The organism is Bacillus sp. AP8, assembly GCF_000321185.1.
GTDB classification, from domain to species: Bacteria; Bacillota; Bacilli; order Bacillales; family DSM-1321; genus Bacillus_AD; species Bacillus_AD massilioanorexius.
Map to the genome: position 1 here is coordinate 13,850 of NZ_CAPG01000032.1, position 20,511 is coordinate 34,360.

At 33.6% G+C, this 20,511-nt stretch carries 20 protein-coding genes and 1 pseudogene; 3 read left to right on the top strand and 18 right to left on the bottom strand.

The genetic code is table 11. The annotated features are described in order from the left end of the window. Positions 1-407: 407 nt before the first annotated feature. The 12 genes from BN349_RS07660 to BN349_RS07715 all read right to left on the bottom strand — a co-directional run bounded on the left by BN349_RS07660 (position 408) and on the right by BN349_RS07715 (position 12,349). Positions 408-1,349: a sugar-binding transcriptional regulator gene (locus BN349_RS07660; protein ID WP_019241700.1), complete on the bottom strand. Its 942-nt coding sequence runs from the start codon at positions 1,347-1,349 to the stop codon at positions 408-410. A gap of 614 nt (positions 1,350-1,963) precedes the next feature. Then, the gene (gene hypE, locus BN349_RS07665; RefSeq protein WP_019241701.1) at positions 1,964-2,956 is read right to left on the bottom strand and encodes a hydrogenase expression/formation protein HypE; all 993 of its coding nucleotides are present in this window, start codon (positions 2,954-2,956) and stop codon (positions 1,964-1,966) included. Between the two features lie 39 nt (positions 2,957-2,995). After that, positions 2,996-4,099 (bottom strand): hydrogenase formation protein HypD, encoded by a 1,104-nt coding sequence (hypD, locus tag BN349_RS07670; protein ID WP_019241702.1) that lies wholly within the window; start codon positions 4,097-4,099, stop codon positions 2,996-2,998. Then, positions 4,071-4,307: a HypC/HybG/HupF family hydrogenase formation chaperone gene (locus BN349_RS07675; protein WP_019241703.1), complete on the bottom strand. Its 237-nt coding sequence runs from the start codon at positions 4,305-4,307 to the stop codon at positions 4,071-4,073. Before BN349_RS07675 ends, hypD begins: the two co-directional genes overlap by 29 nt. Positions 4,308-4,309: 2 nt before the next feature. Continuing rightward, on the bottom strand, positions 4,310-6,589 hold the full coding sequence (hypF, locus tag BN349_RS07680) for a carbamoyltransferase HypF (protein WP_019241704.1): 2,280 nt from the start codon (positions 6,587-6,589) through the stop codon (positions 4,310-4,312). Continuing rightward, positions 6,574-7,233 carry a hydrogenase nickel incorporation protein HypB gene (hypB, locus tag BN349_RS07685; protein WP_019241705.1) on the bottom strand — a complete coding sequence of 220 codons (660 nt, stop codon included), beginning with the start codon at positions 7,231-7,233 and terminating at the stop codon, positions 6,574-6,576. Before hypB ends, hypF begins: the two co-directional genes overlap by 16 nt. Beyond that, positions 7,230-7,589 carry a hydrogenase maturation nickel metallochaperone HypA/HybF gene (locus BN349_RS07690; RefSeq protein ID WP_019241706.1) on the bottom strand — a complete coding sequence of 120 codons (360 nt, stop codon included), beginning with the start codon at positions 7,587-7,589 and terminating at the stop codon, positions 7,230-7,232. Before BN349_RS07690 ends, hypB begins: the two co-directional genes overlap by 4 nt. 63 nt (positions 7,590-7,652) lie before the next feature. Then, on the bottom strand, positions 7,653-8,078 hold the full coding sequence (locus BN349_RS07695) for a hypothetical protein (RefSeq protein ID WP_019241707.1): 426 nt from the start codon (positions 8,076-8,078) through the stop codon (positions 7,653-7,655). Between the two features lie 6 nt (positions 8,079-8,084). Further along, positions 8,085-8,552: a HyaD/HybD family hydrogenase maturation endopeptidase gene (locus BN349_RS07700; protein ID WP_019241708.1), complete on the bottom strand. Its 468-nt coding sequence runs from the start codon at positions 8,550-8,552 to the stop codon at positions 8,085-8,087. Positions 8,553-8,759: 207 nt separating this feature from the next. Further along, positions 8,760-9,545, bottom strand: coding sequence for a Ni/Fe-hydrogenase, b-type cytochrome subunit (gene cybH / locus BN349_RS07705; RefSeq protein ID WP_019241709.1), 786 nt, complete (start codon positions 9,543-9,545; stop codon positions 8,760-8,762). A gap of 12 nt (positions 9,546-9,557) precedes the next feature. Beyond that, a complete protein-coding gene (locus tag BN349_RS07710; RefSeq protein ID WP_019241710.1) occupies positions 9,558-11,279 on the bottom strand; it encodes a nickel-dependent hydrogenase large subunit in 1,722 nt (573 codons plus the stop codon). Next, entirely contained in the window at positions 11,279-12,349 is a 1,071-nt protein-coding gene (locus tag BN349_RS07715) for a hydrogenase small subunit (RefSeq protein ID WP_019241711.1), read from the bottom strand. The genes BN349_RS07710 and BN349_RS07715 overlap by 1 nt, the downstream gene beginning before the upstream one ends. 652 nt (positions 12,350-13,001) lie before the next feature. Here BN349_RS07715 and BN349_RS07720 point away from each other — a divergent pair. Then, positions 13,002-13,271 carry a hypothetical protein gene (locus tag BN349_RS07720; RefSeq protein ID WP_019241712.1) on the top strand — a complete coding sequence of 90 codons (270 nt, stop codon included), beginning with the start codon at positions 13,002-13,004 and terminating at the stop codon, positions 13,269-13,271. A 61-nt stretch (positions 13,272-13,332) separates the two neighbouring features. Here BN349_RS07720 and BN349_RS07725 read toward each other — a convergent pair whose 3' ends face one another. From BN349_RS07725 to BN349_RS07745, 6 genes and pseudogenes are all read right to left on the bottom strand, one after another. Next, positions 13,333-14,154, bottom strand: a complete 822-nt coding sequence (locus tag BN349_RS07725; RefSeq protein ID WP_019241713.1) for a Cof-type HAD-IIB family hydrolase — start codon at positions 14,152-14,154, stop codon at positions 13,333-13,335. Between the two features lie 424 nt (positions 14,155-14,578). After that, on the bottom strand, positions 14,579-15,481 hold the full coding sequence (locus BN349_RS07730) for a 4Fe-4S dicluster domain-containing protein (protein ID WP_019241714.1): 903 nt from the start codon (positions 15,479-15,481) through the stop codon (positions 14,579-14,581). A 154-nt stretch (positions 15,482-15,635) separates the two neighbouring features. Next, positions 15,636-15,893 carry a hypothetical protein gene (locus BN349_RS23615; protein ID WP_026089226.1) on the bottom strand — a complete coding sequence of 86 codons (258 nt, stop codon included), beginning with the start codon at positions 15,891-15,893 and terminating at the stop codon, positions 15,636-15,638. Further along, positions 15,890-16,090 carry a hypothetical protein gene (locus BN349_RS25290; protein ID WP_081591198.1) on the bottom strand — a complete coding sequence of 67 codons (201 nt, stop codon included), beginning with the start codon at positions 16,088-16,090 and terminating at the stop codon, positions 15,890-15,892. Before BN349_RS25290 ends, BN349_RS23615 begins: the two co-directional genes overlap by 4 nt. A gap of 27 nt (positions 16,091-16,117) precedes the next feature. Beyond that, positions 16,118-16,602 (bottom strand): annotated as a pseudogene (locus BN349_RS25300) (TorD/DmsD family molecular chaperone). Between the two features lie 11 nt (positions 16,603-16,613). Next, complete coding sequence (locus tag BN349_RS07745) at positions 16,614-17,942, bottom strand: radical SAM protein (RefSeq protein ID WP_019241717.1); 1,329 nt, start codon at positions 17,940-17,942, stop codon at positions 16,614-16,616. Positions 17,943-18,472: 530 nt separating this feature from the next. On the opposite strand from BN349_RS07745, the gene BN349_RS07750 reads away from it, so the two are divergent. After that, positions 18,473-19,684 carry a PucR family transcriptional regulator gene (locus tag BN349_RS07750; protein ID WP_019241718.1) on the top strand — a complete coding sequence of 404 codons (1,212 nt, stop codon included), beginning with the start codon at positions 18,473-18,475 and terminating at the stop codon, positions 19,682-19,684. A gap of 102 nt (positions 19,685-19,786) precedes the next feature. Continuing rightward, on the top strand, positions 19,787-20,511 hold a 725-nt coding region (locus tag BN349_RS07755), incomplete at its 3' end, for a molybdopterin-dependent oxidoreductase (protein WP_019241719.1).

The following is a 20,511-nucleotide window of genomic DNA, read 5'->3' on the forward strand; positions in this document are numbered from 1 at the left end:
TCTGATCCTAAATCAAAAATGGTTTTATTCATTTTAAACATGTACAAAAGTATCAACTACTTTTGTTGTTGCTAAAATACGTTCTGTTAATTACGCGTTACACCACTATTCTTACATGTTACACAATTAATATATCAATATAGTGAACATTTGTAAACTATGCTTTTTCGTTTTGTAAAATTAAAAACCTCCGTTTAAAATCAATTCGTCTTTTCTAAAGGCTATTTTCGTAAACTTTGGTCCTAATAAGTCTAGCAGCACCATTGGCCTTGTTATTCTAAAATTACTGACCGAACTTATTTAAAAATCAAGCTTTTAGAAAATAGCTTTTAAAAACAAAAAATACTGCTTTCCATTAAGTAAGCAGTATTTTTTGAAAACAAGAACCGACTTCTTCTACACTTTTTTTATTCATTATTTAATAATATTTTAGCAGTGCAGCTGTCTGTAATTAGAATGTTAGCATATTTTGCTTTCAGAGCACCTAATATGCCGTCTACTTTTTTCATACCTCCTGCCACTAAAATCGATTGTTCTTTTTTCTTTAATTCCTCAAGTTCAATTCCTATCGTTCTTGCATTCAGCAATGGCTCACAAATATTTCCGTCCTTATCAAAAAAACGTGATGATATATCACCTACCGCATGTTTAGAAATCGTTTTCTCTTCCTCTTCTGTTAAATAGCCAAGCTGGAAAAGTAATGAATCTGTCCTAGGAACTCCTACAGTAAAAATAGCAATATTAGCTTGTTTCCCCATATTCAATAATTTTCCTATATGACGATCGGCCTCGATTGCTTGTTTAACGACTACATGATCAACTATAGCTGGTATGGGGAGCTGAAACGATTTTGCATTAAATGCTTTCTCAAATAAATGTAACGTTTCTGATGCAAATGTTTTTTTCTCAGAATGACTAATCCCACCCTTTAATTGAACAATAGAAACGTCTTTTAGTGCTTTATGCTCCAAATATGTTGAAACCTGATAAATTGTCGTACCCCAAACCGTTCCGATTACATCTCCATCCTTAACCATCTTAGAAAGATAAGCGGCAGCTTTTTTCCCTATAATTGTTTTAATATCATTTTCTTCATACACTGGAGCATAAGCTACTACTGCTTTCTTCAAGCCAAATTTCTTTTCCAATTCTTTCTCATACTGTTTACAGTCTTCTGATGGATCATTAATACGTATTTCAACAATACCTTCTTCCTTAGCCTGCTGTAATAAACGAGAGACTGTTGGACGTGAAATACTAAGCCTATTAGCGATTTCTTGTTGGCTACAATCCATTAAATAATATAATTTCGCTGCTTCAATCACTTTTTTAAATTTTTCAGATTCCACTATACATCCACTCGCTTATTAACATTAATTTCTTCTTATTTAAAGGATTCATTATCGATGCATTTTAAAGCTTCAATAACAAAATTTTCATAGTATTAAAAATTACCCAATAATAGTCTAACCTCAATTTTTTCATATTATTACCCTGATGTCTATGAGAATATAATCCATCTTTAACTAATCTTTTTAAGGTTTATGTTATCTTCATTTTTGCAAACTTCGTTATCAGTAAACAATTTATTGAATATAGGTTGAGTTGAATTTCACTCAAGATGCTCGCTTTCCACGGGGGGTGAGCCTAATCGGTACATAATGCCTTTTATGATTTCATCTATTCCACTGCACCCTCAGAAGTCTTGCATCTTACGCTCCAATCAACTTTTTTATGCTAATTTTATTCACTGAACTTATTTAAAACAACAATATTATAAAAGATAATCGGTAACATTCCTTCCGAATACAGAAGCAGTGAAAAAACAAGCCCTATCAATTCTGCTTATCTCTCCCCCTCAAGAATATAAACGGATTGAAAATATCATTAACACAAGTGTTATGAACGAAAAAAGGACCTATGAAAAATTTCTTTCTCATAAGTCCCTACTGTTTCATGGTTACTAGCAAATTCGAGGAAGCATAATTCCATTCAAACGACGTAATCTTCGTTTGATACCTAGTGGTGTTTCTAGCATAAGTTGTCCTTGCTCAGTCGAATCAATCTTCCCAATACATACAGCATCTTTGCCTTCTGGGAATTGCTTTAATGTATCAAGAACTAATTGTTTATCTTCTTCAGAAACAATGATAATGGCTTTACCTTCATTTGCTAGATATAAAGGATCGAATCCTAATAAATCGCAAGCACCATGTACTTCATCTTTTACGACTATTTTATTTTCTTCGAGCACAATAGAAACTGAAAAATCCTCAGCAATCTCAACTAAAGTAGTAGCAAGTCCTCCTCTAGTTGGATCTCTCATAATTTTCGCTTTAGAAGAAATTGGTGCTAACATAGCATTTAGAGAAGCACAGTCACTCTCAACTGGAGAAGAAATACCTAATTCACCTCTAGCTGCTAGAATGGCTATTCCATGATCCCCTATAGAGCCTGAAACGATTACTGCATCACCCGCTTTGAATGTAGGAGAAGAGACATCTTGATTTTCAACTACTCCAATTCCAGTAGTATTAATGAAAACACCGTCACAGCTGCCTCGTTCTACGACCTTCGTATCACCCGCTACAATTGATACGCCAGCTTTTTTCGCTTCTTTCGCCATATCTTCGACAATTCTCTTTAAGTCTTGAATAGCAAAACCTTCTTCAATTACAAAACCACATGTTAAATAAAGAGGTTTCGCTCCGCTAACTGCTAAATCATTCACTGTGCCTGCTATAGCAATCTTTCCAATTGAACCACCTGGGAAAAACAGTGGTTTAACAACAAAAGAATCGGTTGACACAGCGATTTTTTTGGATGCTAAATCAATAATCGCAGCATCAAACATAGCTTCATGATTATGCTTAAAAGCTTCGACAAATAAATCTTGGACAAGACGATGGCTTAATTCTCCTCCATCTCCGTGCGCTAAGCTAATTACTTTTTCCATCCACTGCTCCCCCTACTTGTTAATACTTTGTTCCATTTTCTATCGAATATATTGATAATATGCCGAACAGCTTCCTTCATCAGACACCATGCACGGACCAATCGGTTTTCTAGGAGTACATGCTTTTCCAAAGAGTGGACATTGTTCCGGAGAAATTAATCCTCTGATAATTTCACCACAACGACATTTTGTTTTTCTTGGCTCTTCCAAAGTGACATGATACTTTTTCTTAGCATTAAATTGATCAAATTCCGGTTTCAAATCTAAACCGCTATCTGGAATCATTCCAATACCACGCCAAGCTTCGTTCGTTTCGGTAAAGTAAGTAGCCATCATTTTCTGAGCGACTTTATTTCCTTCTTTCGTTACAATCGAAGGATGATCATTAATAATTTTTGCCTCTTTTTGCAAAGATAAATCGATAAGTTTATATATACCGCTCAATAATTCCGCTGTTTCAAAACCAGAAATAACTCCTGAAATATTATATTCAGCTGGTAAGAAGCGATAAGCATCTTCACCTAAGACAATTGAAACATGTCCGGGTAATAAGAAACCATCTAAATGGACCTCTCCAGAATCCAATAAATATCTTAAAATGGGTTCAACCAATTTCGTTGTCATCCAAAGTGAAAAATTCTTTAATTGCCGTTTTTCCGCTTCAGCAACGAGAATTGATAAAATGGGAATCGTTGTTTCAAAACCGATACCTAGGAAAATAACTTCTTTATCTGGGTTTTCTTCTGCTACTTTAATCGCATCAGTTGGAGAATATAACGTTCGAATATCCTTACCAGCTGTTTTTTCTTCCATTAAAGATTTAAAAGAGCCAGGTACGCGCATCATGTCCCCAAATGTGCAAATAATACGATTATCTTCACCTGATAAAGAAATCATAGCATCGATTGATTGCTGATCTGTTACACAAACCGGGCATCCTGGTCCAGAGATTAAGTTTACTCGATCTTTTAAAGCTTGTTTTACACCTGATTTAGCTAATGCCATTGTATGTGAACCACACACTTCCATAAAAGCTGGCATTCGGCCATTTACTTCGATAAATTTATCTGCTTTTTCAATGACAGCTTGAAGTAAGTCTTTACATAATTGTTGCTCAGAGGACTGATTCAGTATTTCTAGCATCAACAAGCTTCCTCCATTCTTCAACACTTTCTCTCGCATATTCTTCATCAATTATCGACATGGCTTGTCCAGCATGAACAATCACATATTCTCCTAGCTTGACTTCTGGCACAAAAATAATCCCTACAGTTGTTTGTGACCCCATAACGTCAACAACTGCACTATATTCGTGTAATTCTATTACTTTAGCGGGTACGCCAACACACATTTTTATTCCTCCCTTAATGCTGATGCTACAATTAATTGTCCATATGATAATCCACCATCATTACATGGAATTTGTTTATGAGTATATACTGTAAGTCCATGGGCTGATAATGAATCTATTAATTTACGTTTTATATATCGATTATGCATACTCCCACCAGAAAGTACGACTGTTTTATTGAACTTAGGATTTTCCCTTTGGATTTTATTTAAGCTTGCTACAATGGCCTGAACGATTGTTTCATGAAAAGAGTTACTTATTTCCTTTACATTTTTTTCATTTAGGACATCTTTATAAATCTCTATAATCATTTTAGAAAAATCGATAATCCATTGTTCGTCTTCCTTATGAATATCGAAAGAATACGCATTAGATTGTAGATTTATATCAGCTAATTCAGATAATAGTATAGCCGCTTCCCCATCATAGCTTGACTTTTCACATACTCCTATTAATGCCGAAACGGCATCAAATAATCTACCGCAAGTACCTGCGTACACAGTATTCATATTATTTCGAATCATCGCTTCTAATACTGGAATGGCAGATTTATATTGTGGAAATATACGTGACGCAGCTTCTATCCCTCGTTCACCAAGTATAGCAAGCAACATCGCAGCCGCATTTCTCCATGGCTCAACGATACATTTTTCAACACCTGGTAATGGTGAGTACATAAGATGTGCTAAACGATCAAACCTTTTAGCGTCACCGTACATAATTTCAAAACCCCAAATATGACCATCTAATCCATAACCTGTACCATCAAGAATGATGCCATAGGCTGGACGATCTATTTCATTCTCTGCCATGCATGATACCATATGTGCGTGATGATGTTGAACTTCAATTATTTCCTTAAATTGATATTCCTGCATAATATGACGATTTTGATACCCCGGATGATAATCAACAACTGCTGTTCTCTTCGGTGGATCAATCCATTTCAGTAAATGCTCTAGTTCTTTTTGATAATGCTGTATCGTTTCTTCATTTTCTAAATCACCAATATGTGGGCCAATAAAAACTTGATGATTTCTTCCAATTGAAAAGGTTGATTTTTGCTGACCACCAAATGCAATAATTCCATCAACATCATTCTTAACGTTCAATGGATCAGGAACATATCCTCGCGATCTTCTGAAAAAGTCAGTAAAGCCATCTGCTACTTGTATTACCGAATCATCCACTGGGTGCAATATTTCACGATTATGAATCAGATAATAATCTGCAATATCCCCTAAGAATCGCTTACACTCTTCATCCTTATAAATGATTGGATGGCCAGAAGGATTCGCACTTGTCATGACAAGTGTCTTTATTTTTCCACCTTGCATGATCAAATGATGCAAAGGCGTATAAGGCAACATAACCCCTACCGTTGTCATGTTTGGAGCTACTCCAGCCGCTAAATTATACGTATGATTTTTTTTCAATACGACAATTGGAGCTTCTGGACTTTCGAGCAAAGTCTGTTCCTCTGAAGTTATCGATGCAAACTTCAAAATTTCACTAAGAGATGAGCTCATAACAGCTAATGGCCGATTTGGACGATTTTTTCGTTGCCTTAATCTTTCAACAGCCTGCTCATCTCTTGCATTACAACAAAGATGATATCCCCCGATACCTTTTACTGCTATAATTTTCCCCTGCTCAAGTAACTCAATCGTTCGCGATAAGACTTGACTTTCAATGACTTTCCCCTCTTTTGAAAAAAGAAAAACTTGCGGCCCACATTCAGGACAAGCAATGGGTTGGGCATGATGTCTTCGGTTTAAAGGATCATTATATTCCTTTTCACAAGCATCACAGAAATCAAATGAAGCCATTGAAGTATATGGTCTATCATAAGGCAGTTCGTCAATGATCGTATATCTTGGTCCACACTGTGTACAATTGATAAATGGATACCGATATCTAAAATTTAAAGGATCATTCATTTCAGTAAGGCATTCTGAACATACGGCAGAATCTATCGGAATAACTAATTTTGAAGCACCTTCTCTTTTACTTGGAATAATGGAAAAATCACTAAAACCTCTACATTTTGTAGAGGAAAAAGTCACTTCATCAATTCTTGAAAGTCTAGGAGCCTTTTCTTTAACTTCCGTTAAAAACTCTTTAACATCTGCACTGTTTCCTTCAATATAAATCTCTACACCATCCATATTATTCTGAACGGTACCTTTTAAATGTAATTTTTCAGCTAGTTGAAAAACAAAAGGTCGAAAACCGACGCCTTGAACTCTTCCTACAATCGAAACCTTTATTGTTTCACACATACGTCATATGCTTGATCAATCCAAGCAAACCAATCATCTAATCCATCTTTTGTTCTAGCTGAAAGTGTAATTAATTTGGATTCAGGGTTAATTGCTAATAAATCCTGCTTTGCTGTTTCAACATCGAAATCTAAATAAGGAAGTAAATCTACTTTATTTAATAGTACTAACTCTGTTCTCATAAACATTTGTGGATATTTAGGTATTTTATCGTTTCCTTCAGGAACACTTAATACAGCTACTTTATGATTTTGTCCTAAATCATATCCTGATGGACAAACCAAATTTCCTACATTTTCAATGAACAGAATATCGATTTGTTCAAGATCGAATTCAGGTAAAGTCGCAGCAATCATTCTGGCATCAAGATGGCATCCACCATGTGTATTTATTTGAATCGCTTTAGCTCCTAAAGCTCTAATACGATCCGCATCGCGATCAGTCGCTAAGTCACCTTCAATTACACCAATTCGATAACGACTTGATAACGCTTTAACCGTTTCTTCTAATAGAGTCGTTTTCCCAGCACCTGGTGAACTCATTATATTAATCACAAGAGTTTTAGAGGAGTTAAACAAATCTCTATTAAAGTTTGCCGCCATATTATTATTGGTTAGTACGTTTGTATTTAAAGTTACTTTCATTGATTCTTATCTCCTTCATATGATATTACTTGAAATGTTTCACCAGCTATTAATTTCCCAGAAGGCATATTGCAATTAGGGCAAATCGATATTTTCAAATCAGGTTTATAAGTGGTATTGCAAAATACACATTCCGCTTTTGATTCCTCCAATTGAATAAGAAGTTTTGCACTTTGAGAAATGAATAAAGGATTTTGTTCTTTATATATTTCAAATGCCATAGTTAAGGCATCAGGCATGGCATTACTTAATTCTCCTACCACTAACTCTATTTTTTTAATGGTATTGATTTCTTTCTTTTCAGCATCCTCTTTTATGATATTTAATATATCTCCCATTAAAGCCATTTCATGCATGGTACGCACCTTCATTCATAAGTAAAATCTATAGTATAAAAAATTCGTCTCCTTTATATGGAATTATGTTCGCTTAATTCCGATATAAATTCCGTCTTCTTCCTCTTTTAAAGAGTGTTCTGATAAAAACCATTCATCTTCTTCCTCATTTTTATGAAAGTGAACCGTTTTTTCACACATTAAGCATTTACAAGTTTTTTGCATACTTGAAACATTTAGCAGGTTACTACAAGTTGGACATATCCCACTAAACGCCCTCATTTTCCCATTCACTCGAACAAAAAAGAATGGTTTTTTAAGTATCATCATTTGTTGATAATCCATTAGTTCAGCTGCATTCTTAGCGATGTGAATCCACTCTATATTCAATAGTCGATCCGTTGATTTTTTTATTTTTTTTATATCGTCTTCTAAAAACGGTTCATAAACATATTTTACTGTATCAAATAATGAAGTCTTTAGTTCTTTCAAGAATGCTGAACGCTTCATAGTTAATCAATTCCAATCTTCAACTTGTTTTTTAATATGAGAAATCAATTCAGGGATTTTATTGCTGTTAGTTTCTGTAAGGCCAACATGAAGATCTAAGGATGTTGGCTGCATACCTATCATAACAATATTTTTCGGATATCTTTCCCTTAACTTAGCAGCCATAAGTACTTCTTGAAATCCTAATTGGTGAACCGTCATTTTAATACCAAAATAGGCAGGTATTTCGTCACCTACAAGTGTGATGATTGTTCCGCCCTCTTTGCCAGCATTTATGGCATCAATAATTATTAAATAATCTGTATCTTCAACGGGTCCTAATAACTTCATTCCGTCTGTTGATCCATCAATGACCTCAACATTCGGATTATCTTGAAATATTTCTTCTAGCATAGGAACAATATGGACTCCAATTCCTTCATCGCTATACAGAGTGTTACCTATACCAAGAATTGTAATTTGCTTATTTTCCATTTAGATCACCAACGAAATCTTTCTTCCTTATTTTTTGAAGCAAAATTTTTAAGTAAAGCAAGTATTTATGTATTATCAGTCAATGTAGAATCAGTGATGATTTAGCTACAAAATGAGGTATACTCATTGATCAATGTTAACGAGTGTATACCATGCTTGCAGAAAACCATCACTGATTATTTTTCACATTTTTATTTTATTTAATGTTTATTTCTTTTTCTTTTTTGCTTTTGGCTGACTGTGATTTCCTACTGTATCTTTTGGTTCAGTTTTATATCCAGTAATAATGGAAGACATTGTGCCATTACGTTGTAAATAATCTTCACGCCAAGATAAATAAATATGAGCTACCATGAACACCATAAATAACCAAGCTACAATATGATGCCAAGAACGAATTGTAAAGCTATCACCAAAAATATAAGTTAACCACATGAACATGCCACCCATAAATGATTCAGGTTGAGGTTCAAAATACAAAAAGTATCCAGTTAACACCATAATAATGGATCCTCCACCAATCATAATCCAATATGCTAACTGTGCAAGTGGATTGTGACCAACATAATGAGGTTTTTTATTTTTCATGAATACGTAAAATTTAATTGTTTCCCATAGCTCTTTCCAAAATATTTTTCGGAATATACTTGAAGCTGAATACTTATTTCCTTTATAAAACCAATACCAACGGAACAATAAGTTTGCTGTAAAGACAAAGGCAGCAAAAAAGTGAATATATCTAGCCCATCCCATCAAATAAGATGGAGTAGCATCTCCAGGTATAATGGCTCCAAACATAGGATTACCAATGTATATACCAGTAAGCATTAATAATACAATCGCACCAGCATTTAACCAATGGAAAATACGAATAGGCAATTGCCAAACATAAATCTTTACCGATTTCTCATTAATCTCTTGAACTTTCGTTACACGATTCGTTTTATAATTCGTTTCCAATGACTCATGATGGTTTGCATGTTGATTTGACATAGGTCTTCCCCCTTATCCGATGCGGATTTCCGTTTGGGCGTTAGATTCTAAATCAGTTAAATGAACCGCACATGCTAAGCATGGATCAAAAGAATGAATGATACGTAAAAGCTCTAATGGCTGTTCTTTGTCTAATAAAGGTGTACCAATTAAAGCTGCTTCATAAGCTCCAATTTTTCCTTTCGAATCACGAGGTGATGCAGTCCAAGTAGATGGAACAACTGCTTGGTAGTTCTTCGTTTTTCCATCTTCAATTTGTATCCAATGTCCTAAACCTCCACGAGGTGCTTCAGTCCAACCTACACCTTTGGCTTTTTTATCCCATGTAGACGGTTCCCACTTCGCACTATTGAAGGTTACTTGATTTCCGCTCTTAATGTTGTTTAGTAACTCATCCATATCATGTCGAAGCCAATCAGCAATTAAAGTTGCTTCAATACCACGAGCCACTGTACGTCCAAGTGCAGAATGTAAAGCTGAAATAGGTAAATCTAATTTCTTGAGTGTACTGTCCACTGCGTTTTTGATGTCTTCATTTCCTGACGCATAACCAACCATCATACGAGCTAAAGGACCTGTTTCCATTGGTTCACCTTTCCAACGAGGTGATTTAATCCAGCTATATTTCTCATCTGTATTCAGATTTTTAAACGGAATTTCCGGACCAGAATATTTAAGGTTCGTTTGCCCTTCCCATGGATGTAATCCTTCATTTTCTTTTACGCCATCATACTCATACCATGATTTATCAATAAATTCTTGAACTTGAGCAGCATCTTTTAAATCAAGTTTATGAACCTTTGTTAGATCACCATTTAAGATAACACCACGTGGGAATCGATATGTGTCGATATCATAATGATCTCCAGTAGCAAAATCACCATAAGCTAAATAGTTCTGAATACCGCCACCATAAGTGAAATCTTTATAATAAGAACCGATTGCAATTAAATCCGGATAGTATACTTGATTTACAAATTGATGAGCTTCGTCAATTAATTGAGACACATGCATTAATCTTTCTGCATGAATTCCATTATCACTATTAATATCAATAGGTGTAGCCATTCCACCAACTAAATAATGCGGATGTGGGTTTTTCCCACCTAATATTGTTTGAATTTTTACAACTTCTTTTTGCCAATCTAAAGCTTCTAAATAATGGGCAACTGCTAATAAATTTACTGCTGGTGGCAATTTATATGCTTTATGTCCCCAGTATCCATTTGCAAAAATCCCCAATTGACCACTATCTACTAGCTTCTTCACTTTATCTTGAACACCTTTAAAATACCCTGGTGAAGATTTTGGCCATGCTGAGATAGATTGAGCGATTTTAGATGTTTCATTTGGATCTGCCTCTAGTGCATTTACTACATCTACCCAATCTAGTGCATGTAAGTGATAGAAATGCACAACATGGTCATGCAAAAATAACACTTCATTTAAAATATTACGGATTAAATGAGCATTTCTTGGTATTTTAATATCAAGAGCATCTTCCACCGCACGAATAGATGCTAACGCATGAACCGATGTACAAACGCCACAAATACGTTGAACATACGCCCACACATCACGTGGATCTCTATCTTTTACTATTAATTCCAGTCCCCTAACTGCAGTACCAGAGCTAAAAGCATCTTTAATCATTCCTTTATCATCAACATCCGCTTCAATGCGAAGATGTCCTTCAATACGTGTAATTGGGTCTACTACTAAGCGTTCAGCCATTATTCTTCACCTCGTTTGTCATCGATATTCTTCTTAACTGCTGTAGCTGCACCATGAACTGCAACACCAGCTACTGTAGCGCCAACTGCTGCTAATCCAACTACATCAGGATTAATTGTTGTTTGTGTTGCTGGTATTTTCGCTCTACGAGTAAAGAATGGACCATTATCCCAGAAATTAGCTTCAGAACAACCAATACAAGGATTACCAGATTGAATTGGATAACTAGTACCACCATTCCAACGCATTTCTGCACATGAATTATATGTTGTAGGACCTTTACAACCTACTTTGTATAAGCAGTATCCTTGTTTTGCTCCTTCATCATCAAAGGATTCAACAAAAAGACCTGCATCAAAATAAGCTCTTCTATTACATTTGTCATGAATTCTATGACGATAAAACGCTTTTGGTCGACCGAGGTGATCTAACTCAGGTAGAGAACCAAAAGTAATAATATGTGCAATAACACCTGTCATAACCTCAGCAATTGGAGGACAACCTGGTACTAAAATAGTTGGTACATTTTTAACAAAATCTGTTACCGGTTTAGCTCCAGTTGGATTTGGTCCAGCAGCTGGAATTCCTCCCCATGAAGAACAGCTACCATATGCAATAACAGCTTTTGCACTTTCAGCCATTTTTACAAAGGTATCTTTAGCATTATGTCCTGCTACAGTAGTAAACTCACCTTTTCCTGGCACGCTACCCTCAACTGCTAGGATATATTCCCCTTTATAATTCTCTAAGACTGCCTCCATTGCAGCTTCAACTTGGAAGCCAGATGCTGCAGAAAGTACTTCTGTATATTCTAATGAAATCATGTCGAATAAAACGCTTTCTGCTGTTGGATGCGTAGAACGGATGAATGATTCTGAACAGCCTGTACAGTCTTGTAGCTGTAACCAAATAACTGGCACTCTAGAATTTTTCTTCATTGCTGCAACTACTTGATCTGTTTTTGAATAATCAAGCCCCAGTGTTGCCGCTAAGACAGTACACATTTTCAGAAAATCTCTTCTTGAAACACCTCGTTCAAGGGCAGTTTCATAAACTGATTGTCTTTTCATCTTGTAACTCTCCCCCCACTAATTTGGATTCAAAAATTATTATTCCAAAATAATATTATACATTATATTAAAATATATAATTATTAACAACACGAAAAATAAAGCTTGATTTTCTCACTCTAATTCTATTTAAGAATATCAAGTTCAAAACTTAAAACCTATGTACTATTAGGTAAATCTTATTACCTTCACACTCTCTCCATTAATTCTAAGCAAAATTAATGACTTATGTATGTATGTTATTTTCTCTATAATTATGTACTCAGAACTATTCAGTGTCTAATGAATATTTTTTGTCAAAAAAGTTAAAATTCTAAAAAATATTTGACTAAAATTCAACAATCACCTTAAAGCGCTTGTAATGCTATTCAAAAAGGTGTAATAAAAGCTCTTTGAATTGAAACCGTTTACAAAAATTTAGCCATTTAAACACCAGCTTATTCCAACAACCACAGACCTCTACGAACAATCGTTCAATTTATACCGAATAGATTTCATAAAAACTTTGAAAATATTTTTCATTTTTATTCATACTTTTTTAAATTATTATTACGAAATAACATGCTCAGTATTGAGCATGTTAAATGCTTATACAAATTATTTTAAAACGATGTAACATTTTGTTAAATTACTAGTATAGGAGATGATATTCATGAATTTCACAGCAATAGATCAAAGAAATGTAAATGAGTTATTAAAAGCATTTGAACACTTTTTAAAAGAACGAAATATACATTTTACATTTATGCGGATAACAGAAGATAGTGGCCTTCTTTCCTTTGATTTTTGCAATAATATTGATAAGGCTAGATCTGTAGAGTTCGATGGCTCAAATTGTATTGGATTGACCTATGAATATATTGCAAATGAAATACTTGTTCCTATTCTTCCAAGATTAAAAGCATTTTCAAAAATGAAATAAAATGAATCAAAGGCTATCGTTAATCGATAGCCTTTGAATTAAAAACAATGATAGCGATAGATTATACACAAACTGCTTTCTTTAAAACAAACTCTTCTACTACTTTCGCTACACCATCATTCATATTAGAATCTGTTACATAGTCCGCTACTGATTTAATATCCTCTGGCGCATTTCCCATCGCAACTCCTAACCCAGCGAATTCAATCATACTCAAATCATTATAACTATCCCCTATAGCAATAACCTCTTCGCGCTTTATTCCACAAACATTAATTAACTGATTTAAACTTGTGCCTTTCGTTACACCTTTTTCTGTTAATTCTAAGAAAAATGGTTTTGAACGCATGACACTAAATTCTGATTCTAATTCAACTTGTAATTTTTTTTCTACATGTTGTAGCACTTCTGGATCATATACCATCAATGTTTTTACTACTGGTTCTTTTACAGCATCAATAAAACAATCCACTTTATTAATTGGTAAATTTGTAATAGTAGATTCTATATCAATATAAGGATTTTCATCCTCAGTGATAATTTCATCGCCTAAGTAAGTAATCAAATGTACACCTTCTCGACGACTAATTTGATAGATTTTTTGAACTTCATCAATGGATAAAGTACTGCTAAACATTTCTTCCCAAGTCTGGCAGTTATATATTTTTCCACCATTAAACGATAGAATAAAACTACCATATTTAGCTAATGAAAGTTCTTCAGCTACCTGCTTCATTCCATATGTAGGACGCCCTGATGCTAGTACAACTTTCACGCCCATTTCTTGTGCTTCCATTAAAGCTTGCTTAGTTCTCTCCGAAATAGAATGATCGTCTCGTAGCAATGTATCATCTAAATCCAATACTATCATTTTGTAAGTCATGTTGTATTTCCTTTCTTATTTCAATATACTTTATTATCCTACTATAAATGGATAATAAAGTGGATAAAACAAAAGTTTATTTTCTTGCCATTTCCTACTAACTACATTTCTTACTAAATCATGATTATTCAGATTACTTCTGTAATAAAATCTTTTTTCACTTTTACCATTTTTAATAATGGTTGTGTAAATGCATATGACATGTTATTATATCTCTTGCGATGAGCTAAATTGAGTAAGTCGATGAACACTCCTTTAAGGAAATGCTGGATGTGGCCAGCAGTTTATCGCCTCAATTATTTCGATGAAAAAGGACACCAAAACGGTGTCCTTTTTTGTTTCGTAATAATAATGACTTTCTCTAGGTCATCAGTTGCACATTATAACCAATTAACTAATAGTGACCAGAGACAGTTTTTCCTTCTTACATAAAAAATTGTTTCTGTTTTGTACACATGACGCATTCCTCGCCGTTTTCAATTAACGATTGAAATGATTTACCACAATTTCCACATGTATTTGTATAAACTGGATGTTCTACTTTGGTAGATGGCTGAATTATTTCATGAATTTCAATAGCTTGTTCTGGACAAATATCTTGGCAAAGTGAACAAGCAGTACAAGTTTGTGGATTGAGGGAAAAGGATTGTTCGGTTACTTTCAAACTGTCCTTTTTGCACAATGCAATACAAGCTTTACATAATGTACACTTCTCGATATTTAAATCTATTTCAGCGAACTGAAATTCCGAATAATATTTGGATAAATCTAACGCTTCTTGATTAAAACGCCACTTAGCTGGTGTCATATTTTTAGCGACTGTTTCAGCTTCTTTTTTCCAAAAAGTAAACAATTCTCTTCTAGAAATGATTTTTTCCTTTTCTTCGACCGTACCGTACTGAATAGTAAAAGACTCTTCTCCTAGTTGCTCTAACATTTTATTTGCATCAGAAACTGCTTGCTTCCAATCATCAGTATCATAACCCTCTTCAAAAATAATGCCATGAACCCCTTTACTATAATAAACTAGCAATTCTTTTGCCGTTGCTACAGCATGATTTCTGACAACAAATTGATGATCGATTATTGTTCTTTTTGGAAAGAATCCTTCGATTGCTTGTACGGGACAAGCAGCGATGCAATCACCACATTCCGTACATTTATTGGAATTTATAACAGATTTGCCATTTTTTAATTCAATCGCCTGTACTTTACATATTTCTATGCATTTATTACAGGTTGAACGTGGACTCTTATACCGAGAGCAATCAGATAAGACTCCAAATTCATAATCCATACTTTCTAACCATTTGTCTATAATCCCCATTTCATGATGCCTCTTTTCATTTTAAATCCTATATGTATGTATATATTATATATTCTATAAAAAAGAAGAAGGATTAACATCCGCCTTCTTTTTCCATTAGGCACCTAATACATAAAACACGTACCGACTCATACCTTCAAATAATAAAAAAAGATTAATGCTGCATAGATAATATTGTAACTAACTTTTTCTTACCTGAAGAAAGAGCTACATATCCTAATGATGCAAGTCCAAGGTCTTCTATTACCCAACGAATGCCAATGAATTCTGAATACGATGCAAGTTTTTCTGAAGCTGTCATACCTCTTATTAGTTGAACATCAGCAGTATAACCAGTAAACATCGCCGCCCTTATAACTTGAATGACAATTCCGAAAAACCCGAAGACAAAAGCCCTGCTAAATATTTTCAAACTAAATCTATCTTCAAAAGTTCTTGAAGAACTATCGGATCCATTTCAATAAATCCTTGTAATATTTCCGCTAATCCTTTATAAAAACTCGATTTAGCATGATGTATCACTCTCTCTGAAAATTCTGGAACAAACTTCGTTAAATGTTCTTGTAAAAAGTGATATTGTTCGTGTAATAAGGAATTAATTTGTATCAATTCCTTATTGCTCACCATCTCACATATTTAGATACAATGTTGATTCAAACGGTACATAAAATCAAACTCTAATCCAATATGATCGTCAGCTTCCATCATTTCAATACTTTGAAAGTTATACTGATCATACAAATTTTTCACCCTTAGTGTAGTTTCTTGAAACAAGAGTTTGTCTTTACGAAATATACAGACTCCCAAAGGGGAGCTGGCACTTCAAAAGGTCCTATAAACATTCTCGTATAATCCCAATGTAAATCTTCATAGTCTTGAAGATTAGTACATGGATTATACTCTTCAAAATAACGCTTCACATGATTTGAACCCTTTTGAATTGCTTTAGATTCTTCTTTAAAAGGAAAGAGCTCTATTATGTTTTGTTCTACTAAATGCTTCAAAAATTCACGCGAAGGCTCTTCTATGAAGAATCTTCGTAAAATATCATAGGAAAAATCCCTTGCATAAAAAATGTGTAATGCTTCTTCGATTTTTAAATGCGTCTTCACCATTTCCATCCCTTTTTTGTTCAATTAACAACATCTAATGTTTCGCTATTCAAATAACAATTAGAATTCGTTTTCTCTAAATAAACCTCTCTAATTGCTTGTTCTCCATTTCTATTTTCCACAACATTAAATGATATTAAAAAATCAAGGTTTTTATTTTTCAGATATGGAATAGCCTCGATTGGAAATTGCACATATTGATATTCCTCGTTTATTAGGTAGGGAAAGTTAAATTGATTCATTGCTTTAATGACTTTTTTCATGTCACGATCAAATGCTTTTGCTGTTTTAAAATAATAATCTCTAGTAGAAAAAGAATACATCTCATCCAAATTAGCATCATGATTTTGTTGATAAATTTGTCCAGTAAATTTATTTTCAAGAGAACAATAATGAACTCCCATTTGTAATTGTTGTTCCATAGCAAAATCAATAAGTTCTAAACAAATTGCTTCACTCTCATCTATCGCTAACCCACCAGCATACCAAAAATTATAATACACATCATAAGGCGGATTTTTTAACACCAGTCCTTTTTCTTCAAACGATTCTGCATTATGAAAAGGAAAACAAAATTCCAATAAATTAATACCAAAAATTTCGATTTCATCTAAATCGAGCAACAACTGCTTCATTCCCTCTTCTGTGCCAGGTATAACCGGCATTTCGACCATTACTTCAGGAATGTATTGAACGGCTAATGCAATTTGACTTAAAATATGCTTTTGTTTTTGTTTTGAATCCTCCAATTTAATACTGAAACGAATTTCATCTAGATTTACACTCTGTAAATCTTCCAATAATTGTCTGGTTAATAAATCACCAGTCGTATATAACCTCGTATGACTTGTAGGAAATTTTTCATTTGCTACCGAGAAAAACTGTACTGTTTCCTTTGGGTGTAACAATGGTTCTCCACCTGTAAGTGCTATATGAGTTAAATGAACGTTATTATGATACATTTCTATCAGTTCATGATAGGCGTTTTTAAGTTGATGAGAATAAAAACTATATTCATCTTGATTTTTGTTAAAGCAAAAATAGCAATCCCTATGACATTTTAAAGATATAAAAGATGTATAACTCCCTTTTCCAGTTTGACAGGCTTTACAGGCACTAGATATTTTACCGTTTGATATAACACTCTTTTTATTATTTCTTATTAAAGCACCTTTTTTTTCTAATTGTGTGAGCTTTTCTGTATATTCTTCTTTTTTAGAAATACGTTGTGACAATAGTAATCCAAACTGCTCAATTTGATGATTTGTCTCATTTTCAATTTGTCGATATAACTCAAGATATATTTCCAATGAATTTTTATGTTGTGTTTCATTTTTTTTCGTTTTCATAAGCAAACCAAATTCCTTTTTATTAGATGCTGGTAAATCGATCGTTTTATCACTTATTTTAACTTAGCTTAATGTATTGTGAAATGATTCACAAAGTTTCTATACTATTATAACCCGTTTTCCCATATAAATCTATGAAAATAATTAAACAAAAACAATGATTTTTTATTACAACTTCATTTTTTGAATAAGAATTTCTAGTATTATTATCACGAGAAAATGATGTACCATTTTGAAGGAAATATAAAATAACTTTATTTTCACAAACAATCACATATTTGTTATAATAATATAATTGTATTCGCAGATTAAAACACTAGATATCTTATAAATATGCATTCTGATTCGGAATAGTAAACAACGATTTGTGAATTAACGAACAATCTTATTTTTACTAGTTCTGATTATGCACGCTCTACATTTGTGATTTGTTCCCTTAAAAAACCTTACACATAATGTACCGTAGAACAAAGAGGTATTCTCAAATACTTTGCAAGTTTCAATTTTTGACTAGAGAAAGGAGTTTTAAAATGGAGGTAAATTTTCCTATACCTGACTACACTCATGAATTACTTTTATCTTCATTAAAGGGCTTAAACGGTATTTGCCAGACATTAGCCAAAAAGGTTAATAAATCGGTAATAATTACTGACACGTTTAAGAACATTTTTACTTCTTCATTGCATAATCACAAAGTAGATTGTATACAATTTGACTTTCAAAATAAGATTCTATATCCAAATGCATTTCCGTGTTCTTTGCACATAAATGGAGAAGCTAAGGAAGGCCTAGGCTCACCGATAACTTTCGAAGGTAAATTAAAAGGGTATTTAATCATACTTACTAGTATTGATGATCCTATCACCAAGCAAATTCTGCCTTTAATTTCTTATACTTGTTCTTTATGTTCCATTGAATTACACAATAAACAGCAATTAATACTTGTTGAGCAAAAATACAAAGAAACTTTCATCTTCGATTTATTATATGGAAATATTAAACAGAAAGAGGATGTTATTTCACGTGGTAAGCTTTGGAACTGGAACTTCACTATACCACATATCGCCATTGTTCTGACATTAAGAGACTTTGATTATTATTCTAAAGATAAAATGGTAATTGAAGGTCTCTTGCAAATTGTAAATACAATGATTCTGTTTGATAATCATATGCCTATTACAATGAGTAAAACAGATGAAGTTATCATTATTTTTCCGATTCAAAGACAAATTATTATCAATACAAATGAACAGGTTAAACATTTTTTGACCAATGTACTTAAGCAGTCCAATATACTAAAAGTAAGAGAACGAATAGCTATCGGGATTGGTTTAATGAAAGAAAATCCAACTGAGTTATACCGCAGCTATCATGAAGCAAAAGTCGCATTAGAAATTGGTGAACTAATGGATATTTCTCTCCCTTTCTTCAGTGATCTTGGGATAGAGAGAATTCTATATAAACATGATTTACAAGACTTAAAAGAGTTTTATTATGCAACTCTGGGTGCTTTAAAAGAGTTTGATGAACAAAATAGTAGCGATTTAATTCATACATTAGAAATCATTGTAAACAACCAATATGATTTATCAAAGGCATCTGAGGCGTTATTTCTTCATCGTAATAGTTTACGTTATCGAATGAAAAAAATTGAAGATATTTTACAAATTAAACTAGACGATATGAATGCTAGACTAAATATCTCTACCGCATTAAAAATCAAACGTTTAAGAAATATATAAACAGTTGAATAGGTAATAGTTTTACTTTATTAGAAAAGATTTTTTACTAGTAAAGATAAAAAAGTCTTCTCTACAGATGTAAATAGAATAATAGAGGTGTTAATGTTGACCCAAAAAGTATTTCGAAATACATGCCCCAAAAACTGTTTCTCTAGCTGTGGAATGCTTTCGTACACGGATAATGGTCAATTAGTAAAAGTAGCTGGCGATCCAGCTCACGGATTCAATCAAGGTAGATTATGCGCCAAGGGTTACGCTTATACTCAATATGTCTACAACCCAAAAAGATTAAAATATCCTCTGCTACAAATACCTAGAGGATCAGGTAATTGGCAAAGAATATCTTGGGATGAAGCGTATACTATTATTGCCGAAAAAATGATTGATTTATACAAAGAGTATGGTTCAAATTTGGCATGTGGCTATAATAAATATTCTGGCAACACTACCCTTCTACACTATGCAACAGAAGCTATGTTTAACAGTATTGGGCCTCATACAAAGCCGTTAGGAAGCACCCGTGAATCTATTGGTAAGCAAGCAATCGAATTAGCGTATGGTGCGGTGGAAAGTCCACGTCCTGAAAAAATGGCAAATGCTGATTTTATTGTACTTTGGGGAACAAATCCTGCTGTTACAAATATCCATCAAATGAAATTTATTTTTCAAGCCCAACAAAAAGGAGCCAAGCTGATTGTAATTGATCCGATTTACACGGAAACGGCTGCTAAAGCAGATGTTTATGTTCAAATACACCCAGGCTCTGATGGCTTACTTGCACTAGCTTTAGCAAAAATACTTATACAAAATGAAACGTTTAATCAAGA

What these genes read in the sequence shown, in the direction of transcription:
- hypE (WP_019241701.1), bottom strand. Translation starts at nt 2,956, where the DNA reads ATGGAAAAAGTAATTAGCTTAGCGCACGGAGATGGAGGAGAATTAAGC.
- hypD (WP_019241702.1), bottom strand. Translation starts at nt 4,099, where the DNA reads ATGCTAGAAATACTGAATCAGTCCTCTGAGCAACAATTATGTAAAGAC.
- BN349_RS07675 (WP_019241703.1), bottom strand. Translation starts at nt 4,307, where the DNA reads ATGTGTGTTGGCGTACCCGCTAAAGTAATAGAATTACACGAATATAGT.
- hypF (WP_019241704.1), bottom strand. Translation starts at nt 6,589, where the DNA reads ATGTGTGAAACAATAAAGGTTTCGATTGTAGGAAGAGTTCAAGGCGTC.
- hypB (WP_019241705.1), bottom strand. Translation starts at nt 7,233, where the DNA reads ATGAAAGTAACTTTAAATACAAACGTACTAACCAATAATAATATGGCG.
- BN349_RS07690 (WP_019241706.1), bottom strand. Translation starts at nt 7,589, where the DNA reads ATGCATGAAATGGCTTTAATGGGAGATATATTAAATATCATAAAAGAG.
- BN349_RS07695 (WP_019241707.1), bottom strand. Translation starts at nt 8,078, where the DNA reads ATGAAGCGTTCAGCATTCTTGAAAGAACTAAAGACTTCATTATTTGAT.
- BN349_RS07700 (WP_019241708.1), bottom strand. Translation starts at nt 8,552, where the DNA reads ATGGAAAATAAGCAAATTACAATTCTTGGTATAGGTAACACTCTGTAT.
- cybH (WP_019241709.1), bottom strand. Translation starts at nt 9,545, where the DNA reads ATGTCAAATCAACATGCAAACCATCATGAGTCATTGGAAACGAATTAT.
- BN349_RS07710 (WP_019241710.1), bottom strand. Translation starts at nt 11,279, where the DNA reads ATGGCTGAACGCTTAGTAGTAGACCCAATTACACGTATTGAAGGACAT.
- BN349_RS07715 (WP_019241711.1), bottom strand. Translation starts at nt 12,349, where the DNA reads ATGAAAAGACAATCAGTTTATGAAACTGCCCTTGAACGAGGTGTTTCA.
- BN349_RS07720 (WP_019241712.1), top strand. Translation starts at nt 13,002, where the DNA reads ATGAATTTCACAGCAATAGATCAAAGAAATGTAAATGAGTTATTAAAA.
- BN349_RS07725 (WP_019241713.1), bottom strand. Translation starts at nt 14,154, where the DNA reads ATGACTTACAAAATGATAGTATTGGATTTAGATGATACATTGCTACGA.
- BN349_RS07730 (WP_019241714.1), bottom strand. Translation starts at nt 15,481, where the DNA reads ATGGGGATTATAGACAAATGGTTAGAAAGTATGGATTATGAATTTGGA.
- BN349_RS07745 (WP_019241717.1), bottom strand. Translation starts at nt 17,942, where the DNA reads ATGAAAACGAAAAAAAATGAAACACAACATAAAAATTCATTGGAAATA.
- BN349_RS07750 (WP_019241718.1), top strand. Translation starts at nt 18,473, where the DNA reads ATGGAGGTAAATTTTCCTATACCTGACTACACTCATGAATTACTTTTA.